Source organism: Streptomyces sp. NPDC028305 (assembly GCF_055569495.1).
Map to the genome: position 1 here is coordinate 78,988 of NZ_JBVHTN010000014.1, position 21,299 is coordinate 100,286.

Annotated in this window: 20 protein-coding genes and 2 pseudogenes; 2 read left to right on the forward strand and 20 right to left on the reverse strand. The window is 71.2% G+C overall.

Going from position 1 to position 21,299, the window contains the following annotated elements; all coding sequences use genetic code 11:
* Window positions 1-14: 14 nt before the first annotated feature.
* On the reverse strand, window positions 15-698 hold the full coding sequence (locus ACZ4WQ_RS44660; RefSeq protein ID WP_311728024.1) for an AzlC family ABC transporter permease: 684 nt from the start codon (window positions 696-698) through the stop codon (window positions 15-17).
* Between the two features lie 68 nt (window positions 699-766).
* Here ACZ4WQ_RS44660 and ACZ4WQ_RS44665 point away from each other — a divergent pair, with 68 nt between their 5' ends.
* Entirely contained in the window at window positions 767-1,345 is a 579-nt protein-coding gene (locus tag ACZ4WQ_RS44665) for a helix-turn-helix domain-containing protein (protein ID WP_311728025.1), read from the forward strand.
* 3 nt (window positions 1,346-1,348) lie between these two features.
* Here the strand turns inward: ACZ4WQ_RS44665 and fabG are convergent, their stop codons facing one another.
* The 9 genes from fabG to ACZ4WQ_RS44710 all read right to left on the reverse strand — a co-directional run bounded on the left by fabG (window position 1,349) and on the right by ACZ4WQ_RS44710 (window position 10,605).
* A complete protein-coding gene (gene fabG / locus ACZ4WQ_RS44670; protein WP_311728026.1) occupies window positions 1,349-2,068 on the reverse strand; it encodes a 3-oxoacyl-[acyl-carrier-protein] reductase in 720 nt (239 codons plus the stop codon).
* Between the two features lie 52 nt (window positions 2,069-2,120).
* The gene (locus ACZ4WQ_RS44675; RefSeq protein WP_311728027.1) at window positions 2,121-3,203 is read right to left on the reverse strand and encodes a branched-chain amino acid aminotransferase; all 1,083 of its coding nucleotides are present in this window, start codon (window positions 3,201-3,203) and stop codon (window positions 2,121-2,123) included.
* 34 nt (window positions 3,204-3,237) lie between these two features.
* Entirely contained in the window at window positions 3,238-4,836 is a 1,599-nt protein-coding gene (locus ACZ4WQ_RS44680; RefSeq protein ID WP_398377235.1) for an acyl-CoA carboxylase subunit beta, read from the reverse strand.
* A complete protein-coding gene (locus ACZ4WQ_RS44685; protein ID WP_398377233.1) occupies window positions 4,833-5,747 on the reverse strand; it encodes a fumarylacetoacetate hydrolase family protein in 915 nt (304 codons plus the stop codon). The genes ACZ4WQ_RS44680 and ACZ4WQ_RS44685 overlap by 4 nt, the downstream gene beginning before the upstream one ends.
* A gap of 1 nt (window position 5,748) precedes the next feature.
* Entirely contained in the window at window positions 5,749-6,171 is a 423-nt protein-coding gene (locus ACZ4WQ_RS44690; RefSeq protein WP_311728030.1) for an acyl-CoA thioesterase, read from the reverse strand.
* Window positions 6,172-6,176: 5 nt separating this feature from the next.
* Entirely contained in the window at window positions 6,177-8,018 is a 1,842-nt protein-coding gene (locus tag ACZ4WQ_RS44695; protein WP_398377231.1) for an acyl-CoA dehydrogenase family protein, read from the reverse strand.
* Between the two features lie 61 nt (window positions 8,019-8,079).
* Window positions 8,080-9,303 carry a beta-ketoacyl-[acyl-carrier-protein] synthase family protein gene (locus tag ACZ4WQ_RS44700; protein WP_311728032.1) on the reverse strand — a complete coding sequence of 408 codons (1,224 nt, stop codon included), beginning with the start codon at window positions 9,301-9,303 and terminating at the stop codon, window positions 8,080-8,082.
* Window positions 9,300-9,542, reverse strand: coding sequence for an acyl carrier protein (locus tag ACZ4WQ_RS44705; protein ID WP_311728033.1), 243 nt, complete (start codon window positions 9,540-9,542; stop codon window positions 9,300-9,302). Before ACZ4WQ_RS44705 ends, ACZ4WQ_RS44700 begins: the two co-directional genes overlap by 4 nt.
* A gap of 43 nt (window positions 9,543-9,585) precedes the next feature.
* Window positions 9,586-10,605 carry a beta-ketoacyl-ACP synthase III gene (locus ACZ4WQ_RS44710; RefSeq protein WP_311728034.1) on the reverse strand — a complete coding sequence of 340 codons (1,020 nt, stop codon included), beginning with the start codon at window positions 10,603-10,605 and terminating at the stop codon, window positions 9,586-9,588.
* A gap of 160 nt (window positions 10,606-10,765) precedes the next feature.
* On the opposite strand from ACZ4WQ_RS44710, the gene ACZ4WQ_RS44715 reads away from it, so the two are divergent.
* The gene (locus tag ACZ4WQ_RS44715; RefSeq protein ID WP_398377227.1) at window positions 10,766-12,142 is read left to right on the forward strand and encodes an FAD-binding oxidoreductase; all 1,377 of its coding nucleotides are present in this window, start codon (window positions 10,766-10,768) and stop codon (window positions 12,140-12,142) included.
* Here ACZ4WQ_RS44715 and ACZ4WQ_RS44720 read toward each other — a convergent pair.
* The 10 genes and pseudogenes from ACZ4WQ_RS44720 to ACZ4WQ_RS44765 all read right to left on the reverse strand — a co-directional run bounded on the left by ACZ4WQ_RS44720 (window position 12,132) and on the right by ACZ4WQ_RS44765 (window position 21,221).
* Window positions 12,132-12,458 carry a response regulator transcription factor gene (locus tag ACZ4WQ_RS44720; RefSeq protein WP_311728036.1) on the reverse strand — a complete coding sequence of 109 codons (327 nt, stop codon included), beginning with the start codon at window positions 12,456-12,458 and terminating at the stop codon, window positions 12,132-12,134. The two genes, ACZ4WQ_RS44715 and ACZ4WQ_RS44720, sit on opposite strands and share 11 nt — an antisense overlap.
* 229 nt (window positions 12,459-12,687) lie before the next feature.
* Window positions 12,688-13,884 carry a cytochrome P450 gene (locus ACZ4WQ_RS44725; protein ID WP_398377225.1) on the reverse strand — a complete coding sequence of 399 codons (1,197 nt, stop codon included), beginning with the start codon at window positions 13,882-13,884 and terminating at the stop codon, window positions 12,688-12,690.
* A gap of 34 nt (window positions 13,885-13,918) precedes the next feature.
* The gene (locus ACZ4WQ_RS44730) at window positions 13,919-14,977 is read right to left on the reverse strand and encodes a cytochrome P450 (protein WP_398377223.1); all 1,059 of its coding nucleotides are present in this window, start codon (window positions 14,975-14,977) and stop codon (window positions 13,919-13,921) included.
* 121 nt (window positions 14,978-15,098) lie between these two features.
* Window positions 15,099-15,362 (reverse strand): annotated as a pseudogene (locus ACZ4WQ_RS44735) (hypothetical protein); the annotation flags it as partial.
* On the reverse strand, window positions 15,359-16,270 hold the full coding sequence (locus ACZ4WQ_RS44740) for a transketolase (protein WP_398377222.1): 912 nt from the start codon (window positions 16,268-16,270) through the stop codon (window positions 15,359-15,361). The pseudogene ACZ4WQ_RS44735 and the gene ACZ4WQ_RS44740, both read right to left, overlap by 4 nt.
* 42 nt (window positions 16,271-16,312) lie before the next feature.
* Entirely contained in the window at window positions 16,313-17,194 is an 882-nt protein-coding gene (locus ACZ4WQ_RS44745) for an aldehyde dehydrogenase family protein (RefSeq protein ID WP_468022893.1), read from the reverse strand.
* A gap of 25 nt (window positions 17,195-17,219) precedes the next feature.
* A pseudogene (locus ACZ4WQ_RS44750) lies at window positions 17,220-17,531 on the reverse strand (aldehyde dehydrogenase family protein); the annotation flags it as partial.
* A gap of 46 nt (window positions 17,532-17,577) precedes the next feature.
* Entirely contained in the window at window positions 17,578-18,948 is a 1,371-nt protein-coding gene (locus ACZ4WQ_RS44755; protein WP_398377221.1) for an MFS transporter, read from the reverse strand.
* A gap of 55 nt (window positions 18,949-19,003) precedes the next feature.
* Window positions 19,004-20,050: a LacI family DNA-binding transcriptional regulator gene (locus ACZ4WQ_RS44760; protein ID WP_398377218.1), complete on the reverse strand. Its 1,047-nt coding sequence runs from the start codon at window positions 20,048-20,050 to the stop codon at window positions 19,004-19,006.
* A gap of 1 nt (window position 20,051) precedes the next feature.
* Complete coding sequence (locus ACZ4WQ_RS44765; RefSeq protein ID WP_398377216.1) at window positions 20,052-21,221, reverse strand: mandelate racemase/muconate lactonizing enzyme family protein; 1,170 nt, start codon at window positions 21,219-21,221, stop codon at window positions 20,052-20,054.
* Window positions 21,222-21,299 lie beyond the last annotated feature (78 nt).

Below are 21,299 nucleotides of genomic sequence, written 5' to 3' on the forward strand. Positions count from 1 at the left end.
CGCTACGGCGTGACTCAACGCACGGCTCCTTCCGCGGCCTTGGCGGCGAACAGCGGCAGCGCGGCCAGGGCGACCAGTACCGGGAGCCCGGCCGGCAGAAACGCGCTGACGGCCAGTGCCAGCGCGGCGCCGGCCAGTGCCGTTCGCCGTACTGGCCGTTCCTTCATCGCGGGGAGGATCAGGGCGAGGATCACCGCGGGGAACATGGCGTCCAGGCCGAGGGCCGCGGTGTCCTCCACGACGCTGCCGAGGAGCGCGCCCAGTGCGGCGCCGGCCGGCCAGCAGACCAGGATGCCCAGTCCGCAGGCCCAGTACGCGGCCCGCTTGCGTGGCAGTCCGTCCTGGGCCATGGCGAAGACGACCGTCTCGTCGTTCATCAGATGGGTGCCGAGCAGTCCGCGCCAGCCCCGCCCGAGCACATCGGGGACCGCCAGTCCGAACGGCAGGTGACGGGCGTTGACGAGGAGCCCGGCCAGCAGCGCGGCGATCGGGCTGCCCCCGGCGGCGATGATGCCGACGAACAGGAACTCGGACGACGCGGCCAGGACGAGCGCCCCCATCAGGACCGGGAACCACCATGCGAACCCTGAGGTGACCGCGGTGGCGCCGTAGGAAACGCCGATGACCCCGACGGCCAGGCAGACGAGCGCGATGTCGCGCAGCAGCCTTCCACCCAGTGTTCTCCATAACGAACGCATGGAGTTTATACTGAACATCCCCTGCCGTGTTCGTCAAGGAGAACCACCGACCATTGGAGCGAACCCGCGTGTCCGATGCCGACCCCGCCGACCCCGCGCTCAAGCCGCCGCTCGAAGTGATCGCCGCATCCCTGCGGGCGGCACGCGTCCGGGCAGGGCTGTCCCTCACCGAGGTGGCCCGCCGGGCCGGGCTTGCCAAGTCCACGCTCTCGCAGTTGGAGTCCGGCACCGGAAACCCCAGCCTGGAGACGCTGTGGGCGCTCTGCGTGGCCCTGGAGATCCCCTTCTCCCGGCTGTTGGCCGTTCCCCGGCCGCAGGTCCAGGTGATCCGCGCGGGAGAGGGACCGGGCATAGGCGCCGCCCAGAGCGACTACCGGGCCACCCTCCTCGCCGCCTCCCCGCCCGGGGCCCGGCGGGACGTCTACAGCATCGCCGCCGAGCCCGGCCCGCAGCGCTCCTCCGCCCCGCACCTGCCCGGAGTCGTGGAGCATGTGGTGATCAGCGCGGGCCGGGCCCTGGTGGGCACCGCCGACGAGCCGGTGGAACTCCACCCGGGCGACTACATCTGCTACCCGGCCGATGTCCCGCACGTCTTCCAGGCGCTGGAGCCCGCCACCCGCGCGGTGCTCGTCTCGGAGCATCTCTGACCTTCAGTGCCCCATGCCCAGGCCGCCGTCCACCGGCAGGACGGCCCCGGAGATGTAGGCGGCGTCCTCGGAGGCCAGGAACCGTACCGCCGCCGCCACCTCCGCCGCCTGTGCACTGCGTCCCAGGGGCACCTTGCTCAGCATGGCGGCCCGCTGTTTGTCGTTCAGCGCCTTGGTCATGTCCGTCTCGACGAATCCCGGCGCGACCACATTGCAGGTGACGCCCCGTGAGCCGAGCTCGCGGGCCACGGACCGGGCGAAACCGACCAGGCCGGCCTTCGAGGCCGCGTAGTTGGCCTGCCCGGCCGCGCCGAGCAGACCGACCACCGAGGAGATCAGCACGATCCGCCCCCGCCGCGCCTCGACCATCTCCCCGGCGGCCCGCTTGACCACTCGGAAGACCCCCATCACGTTGGTGTCCAGCACCTCCGCGAAGTCCTGGTCGGCCATCCGCATCAGGAGCCGGTCCCGGGTGATGCCGGCGTTCGCCACCAGTACCTCCACCGGGCCGTGCGCCGCCTCCACCTCCTTGTACGCCCGCTCCACCTGATCGGCGTCGGTGACGTCACATGTGACGGCGAGGCAGCCGAGCCGGGTCGCGGCCTGCGGCGGCTCGCCCGTCCGGTAGGTCAGCGCGACCCTGTCGCCGGCCTCCGCGAAGGCATGGGCGACCGCGAGGCCGATGCCCCGATTCCCTCCGGTCACCAGGACCGAACGGCTCATGATTCCCACGCACCCTTTCCCCACGGTGGACAAGGACCTGGCGTCAGGCCGGTCAGGCGATCTTGTGAACCCAGCCGAACGGGTCCGGCCGCGCGCCGGTCTGGATTCCCGTCAGCTCCGCGTGCAGCCGCGAGGTGACCGGGCCGGGCGTTCCGCCGCCGATCGTCCAGTCGCCGTCCGCGCTCTTGACGAAGCCGACCGGTGTGACCATCGACGAGGTGCCGCAGGAGAACATCTCGGTCAGCGCCCCCGACTCGGCGTCGGCCCGCCACTGCTCCACGCTGATCCTCCCCTCCTCGGTCCGGTAGCCGAGTTCCGCCGCCAGCGCCAGCACCGAGTCCCGGGTGACCCCGGCCAGCAGCGTCCCGGACAGCTCCGGCGTGACCAGCCTCGTGCCGTAGACGAAGAACAGGTTGCTGGTGCCCATCTCGTCCACCCACCGGCGCTCCACCGAGTCCAGCCACACCACCTGGTCGCAGCCCATCTCCTGGGCCTGCGCCTGGGCCACCAGGGTGCCCGCGTAGTTGCCGCCGCACTTGGCCTCGCCCGTGCCCCCGGGAGCCGCCCGTGTGTAGTCCTGTGAGAGCCACACCGTGAGCGGTTTCGCCCCGGCCTTGAAGTAGGCGGCCGCCGGCGAGGCGATCACCATGAACCGGTAGGCGGCGGACGGCCCGTAGAAGCCGATCGTGTGCTGCGTGGCGATCATGAACGGCCGTAAGTACAGGCTGTGCCCGGGCCGTTCCGGGACCCAGTCCCGGTCGGCGGTGACCAGGATCTCCAGGGCCTCGACGAAGGTTTCCTCGGGCAGCTGCGGCATCGCCATCCGCGCGCTGGAGCGGTTGAACCGGGCCGCGTTGGCGTACGGGCGGAAGGTCACCACCGTGCCGTCCGGGCGCCGGTACGCCTTCATGCCCTCGAACACCTCCTGGCCGTAGTGGAAGACCTGGGCCGACGGGTCGAGCACCAGCGGTCCGTAGGGATGCAGCCGGGCGCTGTGCCAGTCCCGCCCCCGGTCCCAGTCGATGCTGATCATGTGGTCGGTGAACACCTCGCCGAAGGCGGGGGCCTCCAGCAGCGCCGCCCGCTCCGCGGCGGGCAGCGGGACGGCCGTCTCGGTGGTGAAGGTGATGGTCATGGGCGCTCCGAGGCAGGGGATTGCGGCGTACAGGTCACAGGGGGGTGTTGGCGTGCTTGCGGGACGGCTGCTCCGCATGCTTGGTCCGCAGCATCCGGAAGGCGCGTACCAGCACCGACCGGGTCTCGGCGGGGTCGATCACGTCGTCGACCAGCCCGCGCTCGGCCGCGTAGTAGGGGTGCATCAGCTCCGACCGGTAGTCCTTGACCATCCGGGCCCGCACGGTCTCCGGGTCGGCCGCCTCCGCGATCTGTTTACGGAAGATAACGTTCGCGGCGCCCTCGGCGCCCATGACCGCGATCTCGTTGGTCGGCCAGGCGTAGGAAAGATCAGTGCCGATCGAGCGGGAGTCCATCACGATGTACGCCCCGCCGTACGCCTTGCGCAGGATCAGCTGTACTCGCGGCACCGTAGCCTCACAGAACGCGTACAGCAGCTTCGCGCCGTGCCGGATCACCCCGCCGTGCTCCTGGTCCACCCCCGGCAGAAAGCCCGGCACATCCACCAGGGACAGCAGCGGAATGTTGAACGCGTCGCACATGCGCACGAAGCGGGCGGCCTTTTCGCTGGCCTTGATGTCCAGCACCCCGGCCAGCGCGATCGGCTGATTGGCGACGATGCCGACCACCTGCCCGCCGAGCCGGGCAAGACCGCACAGGATGTTGGGGGCCCACCGCTCATGGACCTCCAGAAAGTCGCCGTGGTCGACGATCTCCTCGATCACCCGGCGCATGTCGTACGGCAGCCTGCCCTCGGCCGGAACCAGGCCGAGCAGCGCCTCGCCGCGCCGGTCGGCGGCGGCCGTGCACGGTGCGAAGGGCGGGTCCTGCTGGTTGTTGGACGGCAACAGGGAGAGCAGGTAACGGACCTCGCTCAGGCAGGTCGGCTCGTCCTCGTACACGAAGTGGGACACGCCCGACAGCTCCGCGTGCACATCGGCGCCGCCGAGCCGCTCCTGGGTGACGTCCTCACCGGTCACGGCCTTCACCACGTCCGGCCCGGTGATGAACATCTGCGAGGTGCCGCGCACCATGAACACGAAGTCGGTCAGCGCCGGGGAGTACGCCGCGCCGCCCGCGCACGGCCCCAGGATCACCGATATCTGCGGTATCACCCCGGAGGCCCGCACATTGCGCTGGAAGATCCCGCCGTAGCCGGCGAGGGCCGACACGCCTTCCTGGATCCTGGCCCCGGCCCCGTCGTTGAGCGAAACCAGCGGCGCACCGGCCGCGATGGCCATGTCCATGATCTTGTGGATCTTCTCGGCGTGCGCCTCCCCGAGCGCCCCGCCGAAGATCCGGAAGTCATGCGCGTAGACGAACACGGTGCGGCCCTCGACCGTGCCCCAGCCTGTGATCACACCGTCCGTGTGCGGTCTGCGTTCCTCGATCCCGAAGCCGACCGCCCGGTGTCGGCGCAACGGTTCCACCTCGGCGAACGACCCCGGGTCCAGCAGCAGGTCGATACGCTCGCGGGCGGTCAGCTTGCCCTTGGCGTGCTGCGCCCGGGTCGCGCGGTCGCTCGGGCCACGACGGGCCTGCTCCTTGGCGGCGTGCAGCTCGGCCACCCGCGCCCGGGTGTCAGGGGACACGCGCGGCGCCCGGCCGATGAGTTCCCGCTGAACGGTCGTCATCTGCTCTCCCTCTCCTTCCGGGACCGGCCGGCCGGTACGACGGCCCGTACGGCTGGGGCCGCGCGGCAGCGCTGCCGGTGCGCGCCCAGTCCCGCCACCTCCGCCTCCACCACGTCACCGGCCCGCAGATACGGCTGGTCCGGGCGGCCCAGGGCGACCCCGCCGGGCGTCCCGGTCAGCACCACGTCACCCGGGTGCAGCACCATGAACTGGCTCAGGTACCAGACCAGATGGGCCACGTCGAAGACCATGTCGGCGGTGGTCCCGTCCTGCATCAGCCGGCCGTTGACCCGGCAGGTCAGCCGCAGCCGCTGCGGATCACCGGCTTCGTCCGGGGTGACCAGATACGGGCCCAGCGGGCTGAAGGACTCGAACGACTTGCCCTTCACCCACTGGCCGCCGCGCTCCAGCAGCCAGCTCCGCTCGGACACGTCGTCACCGGTGGCGAATCCCGCGACATGGGCCCGCGCGGCGGCGCGGTCCGGCAGATACTGGGCGCGCCGCCCGATCACCACGGCCAGCTCGACCTCCCAGTCGGTCTTCTCTCCGCCGGGGGGCAGCAGCAGATCGTCATATGGGCCGACCAGGGTGGACGGCGCCTTGCTGGAGACGATCGGCTCGTCCGGCAGCGCCAGGCCCGCCTCGGCGGCGTGCATCCGGTAGTTGAGCCCGATCGACAGCAGATGCCCGCCCGGACGGACGGGCGGCCCGACCCGCTCGGCGGCCGGGTCGACCGCCGGCCGCCCGGCGGCCTCCCGCTCCAGCCGTGCCCCCAGCTCCCGCAGCGCGTCCGGGTCCAGGGCCGCGCCCGTCCAGTCGGTCACCCACGCCGACAGATCCCGGACGATCCCGCCGGGGCCCACGGCGCAGGGCCGCTCCCCGCCCGGCGGGCCGATCCGCAGCAGCCGCATGTCAGCCGCCCCCCTGGGGGTCGTCGAGGTACTTCTCGAAGAAGCGGGTTTCGTCGTCGGTCAGCCGTCGGGGTCGGCCCGCCTGGTAGTCGAACGGCGCCATCACCGTCGAGGCGGTGGCGTACACGGTGTCGCCGTCCTTGACCGCGTAGTCGATGGCCACCGTCGCCGACTGAAGGTCGGAGACCCACATCTCGATCTCGACCGGCTCGTGCCGGTGCGCCAACTGCCGCCGGTAGCGGATCCTGTGCTCCACCACCACCGAGCCGTCCCGGAAGAAGGCGTCGCCCTCGGTCGGCGCCATCCGGAAGATGAAGTCGACCCGGGCCTCCTCCAGATAGCGCAGGTAGGAGACGTTGTTGACGATCCCGTAGATGTCCATGTCGGACCAGCGGATCGGGCAGTAGTAGCTGTGCCGCGCCATCCCGTTCAGCTTCCCTCGGCGGTGCGGGCGGCGGCCGGGCCCAGGGCGCCGGTCCGCCACTGGAAGGCGGCCACGTAGTCGTCCGCCGCGATCGGCGCCCGCAGCAGTTCCGGGGACAGGTTGAACCCACCGGTCAGTGTGTCGGCGTACGGCTGGAGTTCCGCGCACAGGGCGTCCGCCTCCCGTGGCAGCCGCTCCACCTGCTCGGCCGTCAGCGCGCCGCGCGCCAGGAACCAGCCGGCGTCCCGCCGCACCTCGGTCAGCCCGTACAGCGCGGCCAGCAAGGCGAGCGCCGCCCTCGCCGTCTCGTCCCGCGCCGCGTCCACCGCGGCGGCGAGGCACTCCAGCGCCGTGCGCACCCCGCGCGCCCGGGCCATCTCGAGGCCGGTGTTGATGGTGCCGTTCCACGCCTCGAAGTACGTCCGGTCCTGGGAGTCGTCCGTCATGGCCGCCCGAGCCGCCCGGAGCAGTTCCTGTTCCCGGTGGCGCAGGACGGCCACCAGGAACGCCGGGTCGCGCAGGCTCCGGCCCCGCGGGTCGGGGGCCGCGCCCGGCTCTTCGACGTCGCCGCTCTGCGCGATGATCTGTCCGGCTGTGGTGGCCAGCAGGACCTGGTTGTCGCCCTCCGCGGTGACCAGGCCCTGGAGCAGCGACCCGTAGTCCGCGATCCGGTTGACGCTGAAGATGCCCTGGGCCCCGCAGCGCTCCCGGCAGGTGGCGATGGTCTCGGTCATCTCCCAGGTGGTCAGCGCCTTGGTGATCGACACCAGATGGTTGAGCTCGGCCGGCGCGGAGTCCCGCGGCGCCCCTGTGAACTCCCGCTTGGCGTGGTTGAGCAGCAGGGTCATCGCGTACGTCTTGGCCAGCGCGGTGAACAGCGCGAGCTGGTGGCTGCGGTACTCGATGACCGGAAGGTCGTTGCGGCCGGGCGCGTTGGTGAGCCGCCGTGCCGCGTACCGCAGGGCGATGTACACACCGGCCCGGCCCGCGCCTGTCGCCGCGCTGGAGACGCACAGCCGCCCGGGCAGGATCCGGCTCATCGCGCGCAGGAACCGCCTGCGCTGGTTGCCGGAGGCCGGGCGGAAGGTGCCGTTCTCGTCGAAGCCGCCCATGTCGCCGTGGAGCAGGTTGCGGCGCGGGACCCGCACATGGTCGAACCAGGTGAGGCCGTTGTCCAGGCCCTGCACCGGTTTCTCCGGGCACGGCGCCGCGTGCACGCCCGCGCACAGCCCGTCGCGGTCGCTGATCCGGACCAGGAACGGGAACACGCCGTGGTCCTTGCCGTCCGCCTTCAGCCGGGCCATCACCACGGCCAGCTTCGGGATGTCCTGGAACCCGCTGTACGACATGTACTTCTGCGCGAGCGCGTCGGGGGTGTTCAGCACGAACGTCTCGCTCGCGGCGTCGTACACGGCCTCGGTGCGCAGCGCGGCCACGTTGTTGCCGTAGCCCAGCTCGGTGGCCATGTACGGGCTGAACGAGTCCAGCCGGTCCAGTTCGTCGAACAGGTCCTTCAGGTCGTCCCGGGCGCCGTGCTCCACGACGGTGCCGAAGGCGAGGTTGTAGTGCACCATCAGCAGCGAGAACGTGGAGACGTCCACCAGTGACGGCCACTCGGCCAGCGCGAACAGCCGCCACGGGTCCGCCAGGATCTCCCGCGGGCGCTCCAGCCCGGCGTGCACGGCCCGCGACCGCTCGTAGGCCAGCTTCCCGGCCTCGTCCATGTTCAGCCCCTCGCGGGGGTCGAACAAGGGGTCCAGCAGCAGCTCATGGAGGTCCTGGTGCGTCTGCTCGTACCTGCCGTCGAAGAGCAGCCGGGACAGGTCGGCGGAGGCCGACGGGGTCATCTGTGGGTCCTTTCCCGCGGTTCGGATCGTGAAGACCGGCAGAAGGGGTGGGCCGCCGCGGTCAGGCGGACGCGAGCAGCAGGGCGGCGTTCTGGCCGCCGAAGCCGAAGGAGTTGCTCAGCGCCACGTCCACGCGGCCGCGGCGCGCCGCGCCGTGCACGACGTCCACCTCCACCCTGGGGTCGACCTCGGTGGTGCTCGCCGTCGGCGGGAGCACACCGTGGTGCACGGTGAGCGCCGCGAACGCGGCCTCGATGGCCCCGGCCGCGCCCAGCGGATGTCCGGTGACCCCCTTGGTGGAGCTGACCTGGACGTCCGTCCCGGCGACGCGGTGGATCACCCCGGCCTCGACGACGTCGTTGAGCGGGGTGGAGGTGCCGTGGGCGTTGACGTACCCGATGTCCCGGCCGGTCAGCCCGGCGTCCTCGAGGGCCGCACGGACCGCCAGCTCGGCGCCCCTGCCCTCGGGGTGAGGGGAGGTGACATGGTGTGCGTCCGCGGAGGCGCCGTACCCGATCACCCGGGCCACCGGCCGCGCTCCCCGGGCGCGTGCGTGCTCCTCGGACTCCAGGACGACGACCCCGGCTCCCTCGCCGAGCACGAACCCGTCACGGGCCGCGTCGAACGGGCGGGACGCGGTCCGCGGGGAATCCAGCCGCCGCGACAGGGCCCGCATCCTGGCGAACGAGGACATGTACAGCGGGGTGATCGGCGCCTCGGCTCCGCCGGCCACGACGATGTCGGCCGCCCCCGACCGGATCAGCTCCCGGCCCAGCCCGATCGCGCTCGCCCCGGCGGCGCACGCCGTGCACGGGGCCATGCAGGGCCCGTTGGCGCCGATGTCGATCGCCACCTGGCCCGCCGCCATGTTGAGCAGCCCCATCGGCAGGGTCATCGGGGACACCTCCGACGGCCCCTCCTCGATCATCACCCGGTGCTGCTCCTCCAGGGTCGCGGTACCGCCGGCACCCGAGCCGAGGATCACGGCCACCCGCGCACTGTCCGCCCACGCGCCGGGGCTGAGTCCGGCCTGTTCCAGGGCCTCGCGCGCGGCGACGATGGCGAACCGGGCGTAGCGGTCCCACTGCCAGGCGCCGCGCAGCCCGAGGCCGTCCGGGTCGAAGCCGGGCACCTTGCAGGCCATGGTCACCGGCAGGCCGTCCAGGTCGGCGTGGTGCGCCGCCGCGGGCCGGCCCTCGACCACGCGGTCCCAGTTCTCCTTGATCCCGATACCGGCGGGCGTGACCAGCCCGATCCCGGTGATCGCGGCGGCGAAACCGGTCATCGGACGGCGGCGCCCTTCTGCTCCACCATGGCGACGATGTCCGCGACGACGGAGATCTCGGACAGCTCCTCGTCGCTGATCACAATGCCCAGGCGCTTCTTCAGGGCGGTGGCCAGCTCGATCTGTGACAGTGAGTCGAGGCCGAGGTCGTCGAAGGTGGCCTCGGGCACCACTTCCTCCGGGTCGAGACCGAAGCGGGTGACGAAGACCTCGACGACGGAGTCGTGGGTGGAGCTCATGGTGTTTCCTCCTGGATCGGGTGAAGGGACGAAGATCTGACGATCAGTTGACGGGCTGGGCCTGGATGTCCGGCCAGTGCAGAGTGGTCGAGCCCCAGGACAGGCCGGCCCCGAAGGCGGAGAGCAGCACCCGCTGGCCCGCCTCCAGGTCACCCCGGGCGGCGTAGTCGTTGAGCAGCAGGGGCACCGACGCCGCCAGGGTGTTGCCCACCCGGTCGATGTTCACCGCGACCCGCTCCCCGGGAAGCTCCAGCTCCTCCGCGACCGCCCGCACGATGCGGATGTTGGCCTGGTGACCGACGAACCAGTCGACGTCCGCCACCGACCAGTCGGCGCGCTTGAGGACCGTCTGCGCCGACTGCGTCATCCGCTCGACGGCCTGCGCGTACAGCGGGCGGCCGTCCATCCGCAGGTACCAGTCCGCCGTCGGCACCGTGCCGTGCCCGAGCCCGTCGTCGGCGGAACGCTGCCGCGAACCGCCGGCCGGGATGGCGAGCAGATCGGCCAGCGCGCCGTCGCTGCCGAGGTCGAACGGGCCCAGCGCTCCGGGCTCGTCCGGCTCGCCGCGGCGCAGCACCACCGCGCCCGCGCCGTCGCCGAAGATCGGTGCCGTGGTCCGGTCCTCCTGGTTCACCAGCGTGGTGAACGCCTCCGACCCGATGAACAGGACGGTGTCGGCGGTGCCGGAGCCGATCAGGCCGGACACGGTGGCGAGCCCGTACAGGAACCCACTGCACGCCGAGGTCAGATCGAAGGCGGCCACGGTGCCGAGGCCCAGCCGGAACGCGACCTCGGGCGCCACCGCCGGGCAGAGCCGCTCGGGCGAGGTGGTCGCCACGACCACCGCGTCCACCCGGGTCACCCCCGCCGACCGCATGGCCCGGGCGCCGGCCGCCACGGCCATGCTCCCCGTCGACAGGCCGTCGGAGACGACCCGGCGTTCCCGGATCCCGGTCCTGGTGCGGATCCAGTCGTCCGTGGTGTCCAGCGTGCGCGAAAGGTCGTCGTTGGTGACTGCCCGGGGCGGGAGGAAGCCTCCGATTCCCGTGAGTACCGCCGTCATTGACTCGCCCTCCTGATGGCCGCGTCCACGCCCTGAAGCCGGCGTTGAGTCAGGTTTTCCGATGGCCGGACGGCCGGGCAATTGGCCCTTGGTACACCCGGCGGGGCGTGTACCAAGGGCCAATTGCCCGCTCTCCCCGCCCGGTGCGAACCTCGCGAAGATGACCTCGACACCTTCTGAACTCGCAGGGCTCCTCCCGGCCGGACAGGTGCTCACCGACCCGGCCCGGCTGGCGTCCTTCGCCCACGACGAGGCCGCCGGCGCGCCCTACGCCCTCCCGGCGGCCGTGGTGCGGCCACGTGACTCCGCCGAGGTCGCGGCGGTCGTGGCGTACTGCGCCGAACGAGGCGTGCCCGTGGTGGCCCGCGGTGCCGGCACCGGCCTGTCCGGCGGCGCCAACGCCGTCGACGGCTGCGTGGTCGTCTCCTTCGCCGCGATGGACCGCATCCTGCGCATCGACCCGGACGAGCGTCTGACCGTGGTGCAGCCCGGCGTCGTGAACGACGACCTGCGGGCCGCGTGTGCCGCCAAGGGCCTCTGGTACCCGCCCGACCCGGCCAGCGCGCCCTGGTCCACCATCGGCGGGAACGTCGCCACCAACGCGGGCGGCCTGTGCTGCGTGAAGTACGGCGTGACCCGCGACTACGTGCTCGGCCTTGAGGTGGTCACCGGCCGGGGCGAGGTGGTCCGGCTGGGCCGGCGGACCGCCAAGAGCTCGGCCGGTTTCGAACTGGCCGGCCTGCTGGTGGGTTCCGAGGGCACCCTGGGCCTGGTCACCGAGGTCACCCTGCGGCTGCGCGGCGAGCGCGCCCAGGAGCAGACCGTCGTCGGCTACTTCGACGATCTGCCGAGCGCCGGTCGGGCCGTCGCCCATGTGGTGGCCTCCGGCGTCGTCCCCAGCGCCCTCGAACTCGTCGATCGCTTTTGCCTGCGCGCCGTCGACGAGTGGAAGAACATGGGTCTCACCGACGGCGGCAACGTGCTGCTGCTGGCCCGCTGCGACGCGCCCGGAGCCGCCGGTGCGCAGGAGGCCGACACGGTGCTGGCCTGCTTCGAAGCCGCCGGCGCCGCCTGGAGCGCCCGCTCCGGCGACCCGGCCGAGGCGGACGCCCTGTTCGCCGCCCGCCGCCTGGTCTACCCCGCGCTGGAACGTCTGGGCATGGTGCTCAGCGAGGACATCTGCGTGCCGCGCACCCTCGTCCCCGAGATGTTCGCCCGTCTGGAGCGCACCGCCGAGCGGCACGGCGTACGCATCGCGAGCATCGCCCACGCCGGGGACGGCAATCTGCACCCGATGCTGGTCGTGCCGCGCGGCGACGAGCGGGAACTGGCCCGGGGCCGGGAGGTCTTCGAGGAGGTGGTCGACGAGGCGATAGCGCTGGGCGGCACGGTCACCGGCGAGCACGGGGTGGGCCTGCTGAAGATGCGCGGCCTGGCCAGGGAGCTCAGCCCGGCCGTGCTGGACCTGCACCGCGGTATCAAGCGCGTGTGGGATCCGGCGGGGATCCTCAACCCGGGAAAGGTCTTCACGGTCTGACGACGGCCGCCGGTCCGCATCGCGGGACGGATCTCCAGGAGGGGAGCGCTCGCGCATCGCCGTTGTGCGTGACCACTTCCCAGGCGAAGGCGACGATGCCGGCCTGGAGTCTGGATTCCACGTCGAGTTTGGCCAGGATCTGTGCCACATGGGCTTTGGCGGTGCGCTCGCTGATCGCGAGCACGCTGGAAATGGTGCGGTTGGAGGCACCCTCCCCCAGCAGGCCGAACACCTCCAGCTCACGCTGGGAAAGCAGCGTAATAGCGGCCAGGACAGCATCCCAGCTCTTACCATGAATTCCCGTCAAGGACATCATGATCCCCTCCACAGCACGCCGATAGCCCTGACCCCGGATAAAGCAAAGGCTGGACGGCTTATGTCAATCTAATCGCGCCCCGGGGAAGAGATGCCCATGGTGTGCGTGTGTCCTTGTGATGTCGAAACAGTAGTGCGCGCCGAAATTTTTGAGATTCTTTCCCCATTCCGACTGGCGAATGGCGAAAGGCCGCTCCCTGCACTCGGGAGCGGCCTTTTCGACGCTGCGGTCACGCCGTCGGGATCGTCAGCCGAAGCGACTCCATCCCGATGTTCGCGCGTACCAGCCTGGCCCGGTGCGAGGTGCCCTCGGCGATGGCGTACTCAGGGACCCGGCGGTGCCACTCCTCGAAGAGGAGCTGCATCTCCAGACGCGCCAGGTGTGTGCCCAGGCAGCGGTGCACGCCGACGCCGAAGCTGGTGTGCGGGTTGTCCGGGCGGTGGAAGTCGATGTCATGGGGGCGCGGCCAGCAGGTCTCGTCCCGGTTGGCCGTGGTCAGATGGGTGTTGACCAGGGTCCCGGCTTGGACGGGGCAGCCCGCGATCTCGACGTCCTCGGTGGTGACCCGGGGCAGGAACGGGGCCGGTGGGTCGAGCCGCAGCAGTTCCTCCACGGCGGCCGGCACGAGAGAGGGGTCGTCCGCCAGCTCCCGGCGCCGCTCGGGATGGGTGGCCAGCCGCTCCATCCCGAGGCTCAGCGCGTCGGTGACGGTCTCCAGACCGGCGAGCACGAGCATGAGGCACACGCCCATGGCTTCCGTGTCGGAGAGGCGGTCGTCGCCGTCGATGGCCAGGATCTCGCTGAGGACATCGTCGCCCGGACGGGTGCGACGGGTCTCTATCAGCTTCGTCAGATAGCCGCCCAGGGCCATGGTCTGTGCCACCCTGGCGACGCGCTCCTCGTCGGTGAGGGTCAGCTCGCCGACGGCGTCGGCGGTGAGTTCGAGGGCTGCGTTCTTCGACTCGATGAAGCGGTCGCGGTCCTCCAGCGGCAGTCCCAGCAGGGTCAGCAGCGCCTGCACCGGGAAGGGAACGGCGATGTCCGCGACGAAGTCGCAGCCGCCACGGGCCTTCACGGCCTCGACGAGATCGATGGCCTGGGCCCGCAGCGACTCCTCCAGGGCCCGGATCCGGCGCGGGCCGAAGAAGGGTTGCAGGATCCGCCGGTAGCGGGTCTGCTCGGGGGGATCGAAGGCCAGGGGGATGAGGGGGTAACCGGTCTCCACGGCGTCGAACGCCTTCTTGGCGGAGAACCGGTTCGGTTCTCTGAGCACCGCCTTGACGGCGGCGAGGCTGGTCACCGCCAGGCCGTCGGCCATGCGCGCCGGCTCCGGGCCGGCCATCAGCATCCGCCAGGCGTCGTCCCGCCGCTCGGCCACCGGGAGGTCACTGACGGCGCGCACGGTGTCGCGGTCAACACTGGTCATGGGCAATGGATCCGTTCTTGGTCGCTCTCGCTGTTCATGGAGGTGGAGGTCGTGCGGGGGTGCCGGTCCGGCGGCTCGCGTCCGGGCCGGGCCGGTGTTCCCACGGCTCACACCCGGACCGGCATCCGGGCCGCGCTCGCAGGCTGAGCAGACCGTTCCACTCGACGTCGCCGTCCAGGCTCAGCGCGGGGAACCGCCGCACCAGCTCGCCGATGGCCACCCTGCCTTCGATGCGGGCCAGCGCCGCGCCGAGGCAGTGGTGGATGCCGGCGCCGAAGGACAGATGGCGGCGGGCGTTCTCCCGGTCCAGCCGGAGCTCCTCCGCGTCGGAACCCCAGAACGTCTCGTCGCGGTTGGCCCCGGCCAGGTTGGCGAGGATGAACGACCCGGGCGGGATCTCGTAACCGCCGACGTGGTAGGTCTCCAGCGTCACCCGCCTGCTGTTGTGCACGGGCGCGTCGTAGCGCAGCAGCTCCTCGACGGCGTTCCCGATGAGGTCCGGCGTGTCGCGCAGGAGCTTCAGTTGGTCCGGGTTGCGCAGCAGCGCGAGAGTTCCACCAGAGAGCAGGTTCACGGTCGTCTCGTGACCCGCGACGTACAACATGGCGACCTGGGCGACCAGCTCGTCGTGGGTGAGCGCGTCCCCGTTGTCCTCGGCGGTGATCAGTGCGGTGAGCAGGTCGTCGGCGGGGTGGTCCCGCTTCCAGGAGACGGCCTCGCCGACCAGGTCGAACAGCTCCGCGTCGGCCGCCTCGACGGCCCTCATCACCACGGGGTCGGTGGTGGGTTCGACGGAGCGCATCAGGGTGTGGGAGAGCATGCGCAGCCGTTCGTTGTCGGTCGGCGGCATGCCGAGCATCCGCGAGACCACGGTGAACGGCAGCGGGAACGCCAGTGCCTCGACCAGGTCGACGCTGCCGGCTTCGGCGATGGCGTCGAGCGCGTCGCCGACGAGCGAGCGGATCTGCGGCTCCATGGCGTTGATGGCCCGCGCGGTGAACGCCTTGGAGACCAGCTTCCGCAGCCGGGTGTGGTCCGAGGGGTCCCGGTCCAGCAGGGCCAGCCCCTTCAGGCGCGGCTCGTCCGTCGTCAACGGTCACGGCCAGCAGCGCCATCGCCCCCCGGCCGGACAGCCGCGCGGTGATGATCCGGCTGCGTTCGACCATCAGCCGCACATTGGCGTCGGTCTGCGCGACGAGCATCCGGATCGGGTCCACGGCGCGGTGGGAGAAGAACACCCCGAAGGAGGACAGCCACGGCACCAGTCCGGTGGTCACCAGCCCCACGGCGACGCCGACCAGGTTCTGCTCGGCGATGCCCATCTGGAGGAACCGCTCCGGGTGCGCCTGGGCGAAGGCGTCGGCCTTGGTGCTGGTGGCCAGATCGCCGTCGAGCACCACGGTCCGCGGGTCCTCGTCGCCGAGCGCGACCAGGGTGGCGTCCGATGTCTGACGCATCGATGTCGTCGGTGTGGTCATTCGGCTACCCCACCCAACTCGGCGAGCGCCGCCGCGAGTTGCTCGTCATTCGGCGCACCGGTGTGCCACTTGATGGTCATCTCCGCGAAGGAGACGCCGTGGCCCTTGCGGGTGGTGGCGAGGATCATCGTGGGCCGGTCGATGGCTTCGGCCTGCCCGGCCTCGGCGAACGCGGCCCGGATCGCGGCGATGTCGTTGCCGTCGATCTCCAGCACCCGCCAGCCGAGACCGGTGAAGGTGGCGCGCAGGTCGACGCCCGCCCACGGGTCGCGCCGGTCGCCGCGGTCGTCGGCGCCGCGCGGCCAGCCGTACTGCTGAAGGCCGTTGTGGTCGAGCACCGCGACCAGGTGGCCGAGCCGGTAGCGGGGTGCCACATGCGCCGCCTCCCAGGTCATGCCCTCCTGGAGCTCCCCGTCTCCGAGCAGCACATACGTACGTGAGTCCGGGGCCGAGGCGGAGCCGCCCAGCCGCGCGCCCAGCGCCATGCCCACGCCGGCGGACAGGCCCTGGCCGAGCGATCCGGTCGACATCTCGACCCCGGGCAGCCTGGTCATGTCAGGGTGCATCTGGAGCCGTGAACCGCCCTTGTCGAAGTCGGCGAGTTCGGCGACGTCGAAGTAGCCCCGCATCGCGAGGACGGCGTAGAGGCCGAGTGCGCAGTGCCCCTTGGAGAGGACGAAACGGTCCCGCTCCGGCGCGGCGGGCCGGGCCGGGTCGATCCGCAGCTCGTCGAAGTAGAGGGTCACCAGCAGGTCGGCGGCGGACAGGGAGCCGCCGACGTGGCCGGCTCCGGCCTGGTGAGCGGTGCGCAGGATGAGCTCTCGGGCCCGGGTGGCCAGGTGGCCGAGTTGTTCGTCGGTCGGGCGCTGCCGGTCGGTCGGCGGCGCCGTACAGGGGGCGACGGTCATGGTTGCTCGCATGGTCCTTTCCGGCGTACGACCGCCGGCCGATCAGAGCTTGATGATGAAGGTCTTGCTCTGGGTGCAGGCGTCCAGCGCCGCCACCCCCTTTTCCCGTCCGTAGCCGGATCCGCGGAAACCACCGAACGGCAGCTCCACGCCGCCGCGGGCGCCGAACGCGTTGATGTACACCTGTCCGGCCTCGATGCCACGGGCGACGGTCAGGGCCCGGGTGATGTCCGACGTCCAGACGGCGCCCATGAGCGCGTACGGCGTGCAGTTGGCCAGCCGCACCGCTTCCTCGGGGCGGTCGAAGCTCATCACCGCCAGCACGGGGCCGAAGACCTCCTCCTGAGCGATCCGGCTGCCCGGGTCCACGCCGTCGACGAGGGTGGGTGCGTAGTACGCGCCGGAGCCGAGCTCCGGGTCGGCCGGGGCCGTGCCGCCGACCAGGACCTCGCCCGAGGTGAGGGTGTCGATGAAGTCGGCGACCCTGGACTGCTGTTTCCTCGACACCAGGGGCCCCAGGTCGGGATCGGTGGCACCAGGGCCGATGCGGACCGCAGAGAAGGCCGCGGTCAGCCGAGCCACCATCTCGGTGTGCGCGTCGCGGTGCACGATCAGCCGGGATCCGGCCGAGCAGGTCTGACCGGCATTCTGGAGGATCCCCTTGGTGACGGCCTCGGCGGCGGCTTCGAGGTCGGCGTCGGGGAAGACCACGTGCGCGGACTTGCCGCCCAGTTCGAGCGTGGTGGGCACGACCCGGTGGGCGGCGGCGTGCGCGACCCGGGCGCCGACGGCCGTCGAGCCGACGAAGCCGATCTGGCGTATGTCCGGATGGGCGGTGAGCGCGGCGCCGGCCTCGGCGCCGATGCCGGGCACGACGTTGACCACCCCGTCGGGGATGCCGGCCGCCACCGCCAGTTCCGCCAGCCGTACGGAGGTGCGCGGGGTCTCGTCCGGCCGGTTTGACTACCGCGCAGTTGCCGGTGGCGATGGCCGGTGCGACCCCGCGGGCGAACAGCTGCATGGGGTAGTTCCAGGCGACGATGTGTCCGGTGACACCGAACGGTTCGCGCGTGGTGTACGCCTGGATATCGGGTCGCACCGGAATGGTGTCGCCGTAGTAGGTGTCGATGGCATGGCCGTAGAACTGGAAGTAGCGGGCGCAGACGGCCGCGTCGGCACGGGCCTGGCCGATCGGCTTGCCGGTGTCCTCGCTCTCCAGCCGGGCCAGGTTCTCGGAGTCCGCGGTGATGGCATCGGCGAGGCGGGTGAGAGCGAGGAGGGGTCCTTCGGCTGTGGTGGTTCTGTGGTCAGGCCGCGTCGGCCTCGGAGTACAGGTCCCGGTCCCGGGTCTCCGGTGTGCGCAGGGTGACGGCCAGGCTGACCGCGACGGTGGCGATCATCAACACCGCCACCGGGATCCAGCTGCCGCTCGCCCAGGTGATCAGGGCCGAGCAGACCAGCGGCCCGGCGCCGCCGACCATGGAGGCCAGCTCGCGCCCCATGGTGACCCCGGCGTAGCGATAGCGGCTGCCGAAGATCTCCGGCAGAAACGCCGCCTGGGCGCTCACCGAGCCCTCGGCCGCGAAGATGAAGCCCAGAATGATCACTATCGTGATCAGCACGGGGCTCCCGGTGTTCAGCATCGCGAAGGCCGGGACCGGAAGGATCATCATCCCCAGGGCCGCGACCGTGTACGCGGGCCTCCGGCCGAGCCGGTCCGACAGCCGGCCGAAGAACACCGCCGCGCCCATTCCGCAGATCGCGCCGATCAGCAGCGCGCGGGTGAACACGGCCTTGTCCACGTCGACGTTCGACACCAGGTAGCTGCCCATGAACACCTGGTAGGTGTACGAGTTGAGGCTGACCCCGGCCACCATCAGAAAAACCCGCAGCACGTTCCGGCGGCTGTTGGTCCACACGTCCTTGATCGGCGAGGGCCGTGGGTCCGCCGCGTCCTCCTTGGCCTTCTCCTTCGCGGTTTCGGTGAAGACATGGGAGTCCTGGAGCTTGCGCCGCAGCAGGTACGCCATGCCTGTGACGACGATGGAGCTGAGGAACACCAGCCGCCAGCCGTAACTCAGCATCGCGTCCTCGGGCAGTTGCTGGACCGCCAGCCAGACCACAGCGCCCAGCGCGGTGCCCCCCGAGGCCCCGACCCACACCAGCGAGGCGGTGTAGCCGCGTCTGCCGGGTGGCGCCGCCTCGGTCAACAGCACGGTGCCACCGGCCATTTCGGCGCCGGCTCCGAAGCCCTGGAGACAGCGCAGCAGAACCAGCAGCAGGGGCGCGAAGAACCCGATGGTCTCGTACGTCGGCAGCAGGCCGATCAGAAAGGTGGCGATGCCCATCAGATACAGCGTGGTGACCAGCACCCACTTGCGGCCGAGCCGGTCCCCGAAGCGGGAGAAGAACAGACCGCCCAGCGGCCGGGCGAGAAAGCCGACGGCATACGCCCCGAAGCTGCCGAGGTAGCCCACGGCCGGGCTCAGGTCGGGGAAGAACACCGAGTTGAAGACCAGCGCGGACGCGGTCCCGTAGATCACGAAGTCGTACTGCTCGAGGGCGGTGCCCACCAGGCCGCCCCAGCGGGCGCGGCGCAGATTGGCGCGGTCTTCGGCGGCGGAGGAGGGTGTGGTTGCGGCGCCTGTGGTGGCGCCCGGTGCCGAGGGGGAGGACATGGCTTCTCCTTGCTTCTTCATTGAAGCGGCGGCTCGTTGAGGTGACCGGTGGCGGTCACCGGTTCGGGGACGGAGCCGCGCAGGACTCCGCGTGGTCGAATCGGGTCGGCAGCTCGACGGACCGGGCCGCGTCGCCGGCCAGGGCTTCCAGCAGCAGATCGGCGCTGACGCGCCCGATCTGGGCGACGTCCCGGCGGATCGTCGCCAGCCGGGGCTGGAGGAAGGCCGCCATCGGCGCGTCGTCACAGGTGACGAGCGAGAGATCCCGGGGAACCTGGTACGGGAGCCCGGCGAGGGCCGAGAGCACGCCGACCAGAATCTGGTTGGAGCCCGCGATCAGCGCCGTCGGTCGGTCCTCGCCGCTCAGCAGCGCGTGGGTGGCCTTGGCCCCGTGTTCCATGGCGAAGTCCCCGCTGTGGGCGTGGGCCGTGACACCCAGCTGTGCCGCGATCCGGTACAGCGCCTGCTCGCGCTCCCGGGAGGGACGGGTGTTGGCCGAGCCGCTGACCAGGCCGATCGAACGGTGGCCGAGCTCGACGAGGTGCCGCACCGCGGCGGTCAGTCCGCTGGCGTGGTCGAAGCGGGCGGCGGAGGCGGCGGGCAGGTCGGGGATGTCGCGGTCGATCAGCACGATGGGGACGCCGGCCTTGGAGAGCAACTCGACGGTTTCCTGGTTCTTCTCGTCGGTGACCGACACCAGCAGCCCGTCCACCCGATGCTGGGCGAGTCGGCGCAGATGCTCGGCCTCCAGCTCGGGGTCGTGCAGTGAGCTCATCATGAACAGCGTGTAACCGCGTTCGCGCAGGCGGGTCTCGGCCGCGTGCGCGATCTCGGCGAGCAGCGGGTTGCGTATGTCGCTGATGACGAAGCCGATGGTCTTCGTCGCGCCGGTGCGGATGCTCTGCGCCGCCAGATCCGGGACGAAGCCCAGCTCGTCGATGGCCTTCAGCACCTTCCGGCGCATCTTCTCGCTGACGTCGGGATGCCCGGAGATGACGCGGGAGACGGAGGACACCGCCACTCCGGCGTACTCGGCGACCTCGCGGATCGCCACGCGGTGCGGCCGGCTGCCACGCATCCCGGAGCTGGGATCGTTCGGCATGTCACGCCCCCAGCTCGAGGCGGTGCCCGGCGATGTAGTCCTCGTCCAGCTCCCAGCCGAGGCCGGGGGCGTCGGAGAGCTGGAGCTTGCCGTCCACCAGCCGCCGCTCCGTGGCTATCAGATGCCACCAGAACGGATCCCGGTCGGGATGAAAACACTCGGCATAGGTGCCGTGTGACTGGCTGGCCAGCAGATGGGCGGCGACCTGCGGCTCCTCGTGGTGTCCCATCTGGACGTCGTACGAGGTGGCGATGGCGGCGGCACGGCGCCACGCCGTCGGCCCCCCGGACCAGGAGGCGTCGAAGTTGCAGACATCGATGGCCCCGGCCTCCATCAGGTCCCGGCAGCCGCTGGCGCTGTACTCGCTCTGGCCCGCGGCGACCGGAATGCGGGTGCGCATACGGACGTCACGCAGCGAACGGCGGTCGTTGTGCCAGCGCACCGGCTCCTCGAACCAGCGGATACCGAGATCCTCGACGCGCCAGGCGAACTCCAGCGCCTCGGCCACGGTGTAGCCCTGATTGGCGTCCACCGTGATGACGAAGTCGTCGCCGGCCGCCTCCCGCGCGGCCGCGACCCGCTTGGCATCGACCTCGGGCGAGGCGCCGCCGACCTTGAACTTCATACCGGCCAGCCCGCGGTCCTTGTAGAAGGCGATCTCGTCCTCGATGGCGCCCAGCGGTTCTCCGTAGTATCCGCCGATCGCCATCAGGGGGATCTCGCGGTGGTAGCCGCCCCACAGCCGGTGCAGCGGCAGCCGCAGCGCCTTGCCGACGGCGTCCCATATGGCGGTGTCGACACCGGCCAGCGCCACCAGGCCGTGACGGCGGTCCCGCAGGATGTCATAGGTGACCGGATAGGCGAGGTCCCAGCAGCGTTCGGTGGCGAAGGCGTCCTCGCCGATCAGGCGCGGGGCGATCTCGCGCGTGGTGATCGCGGCGATCTCGGCGAGGGCGCCGTCCTCGTCGCCCACGTAGGCCTCCCCGACGATGCCCTCCTCAGTGCGGACCCGAGTGATCAGCGTCGCCCGATGGGTCATCCGGTAGAAGCTGCCCTTGAACTCGCGGGCCAGCGGGGCACGCACCGCCACGACGTCAACGCCGGTGATGGTCAGCCCAGAGGCGCCACTGGCCCACGGGGCTTGTTCGCTGACGGTGCTCGGGAGGGTCATCCTGGCTCCTGGAATCGGTTCCGGAATCGGTTCCGGAACCGATTCCAGGAAATATCGGCCCACGCGCAGCCTCGTGTC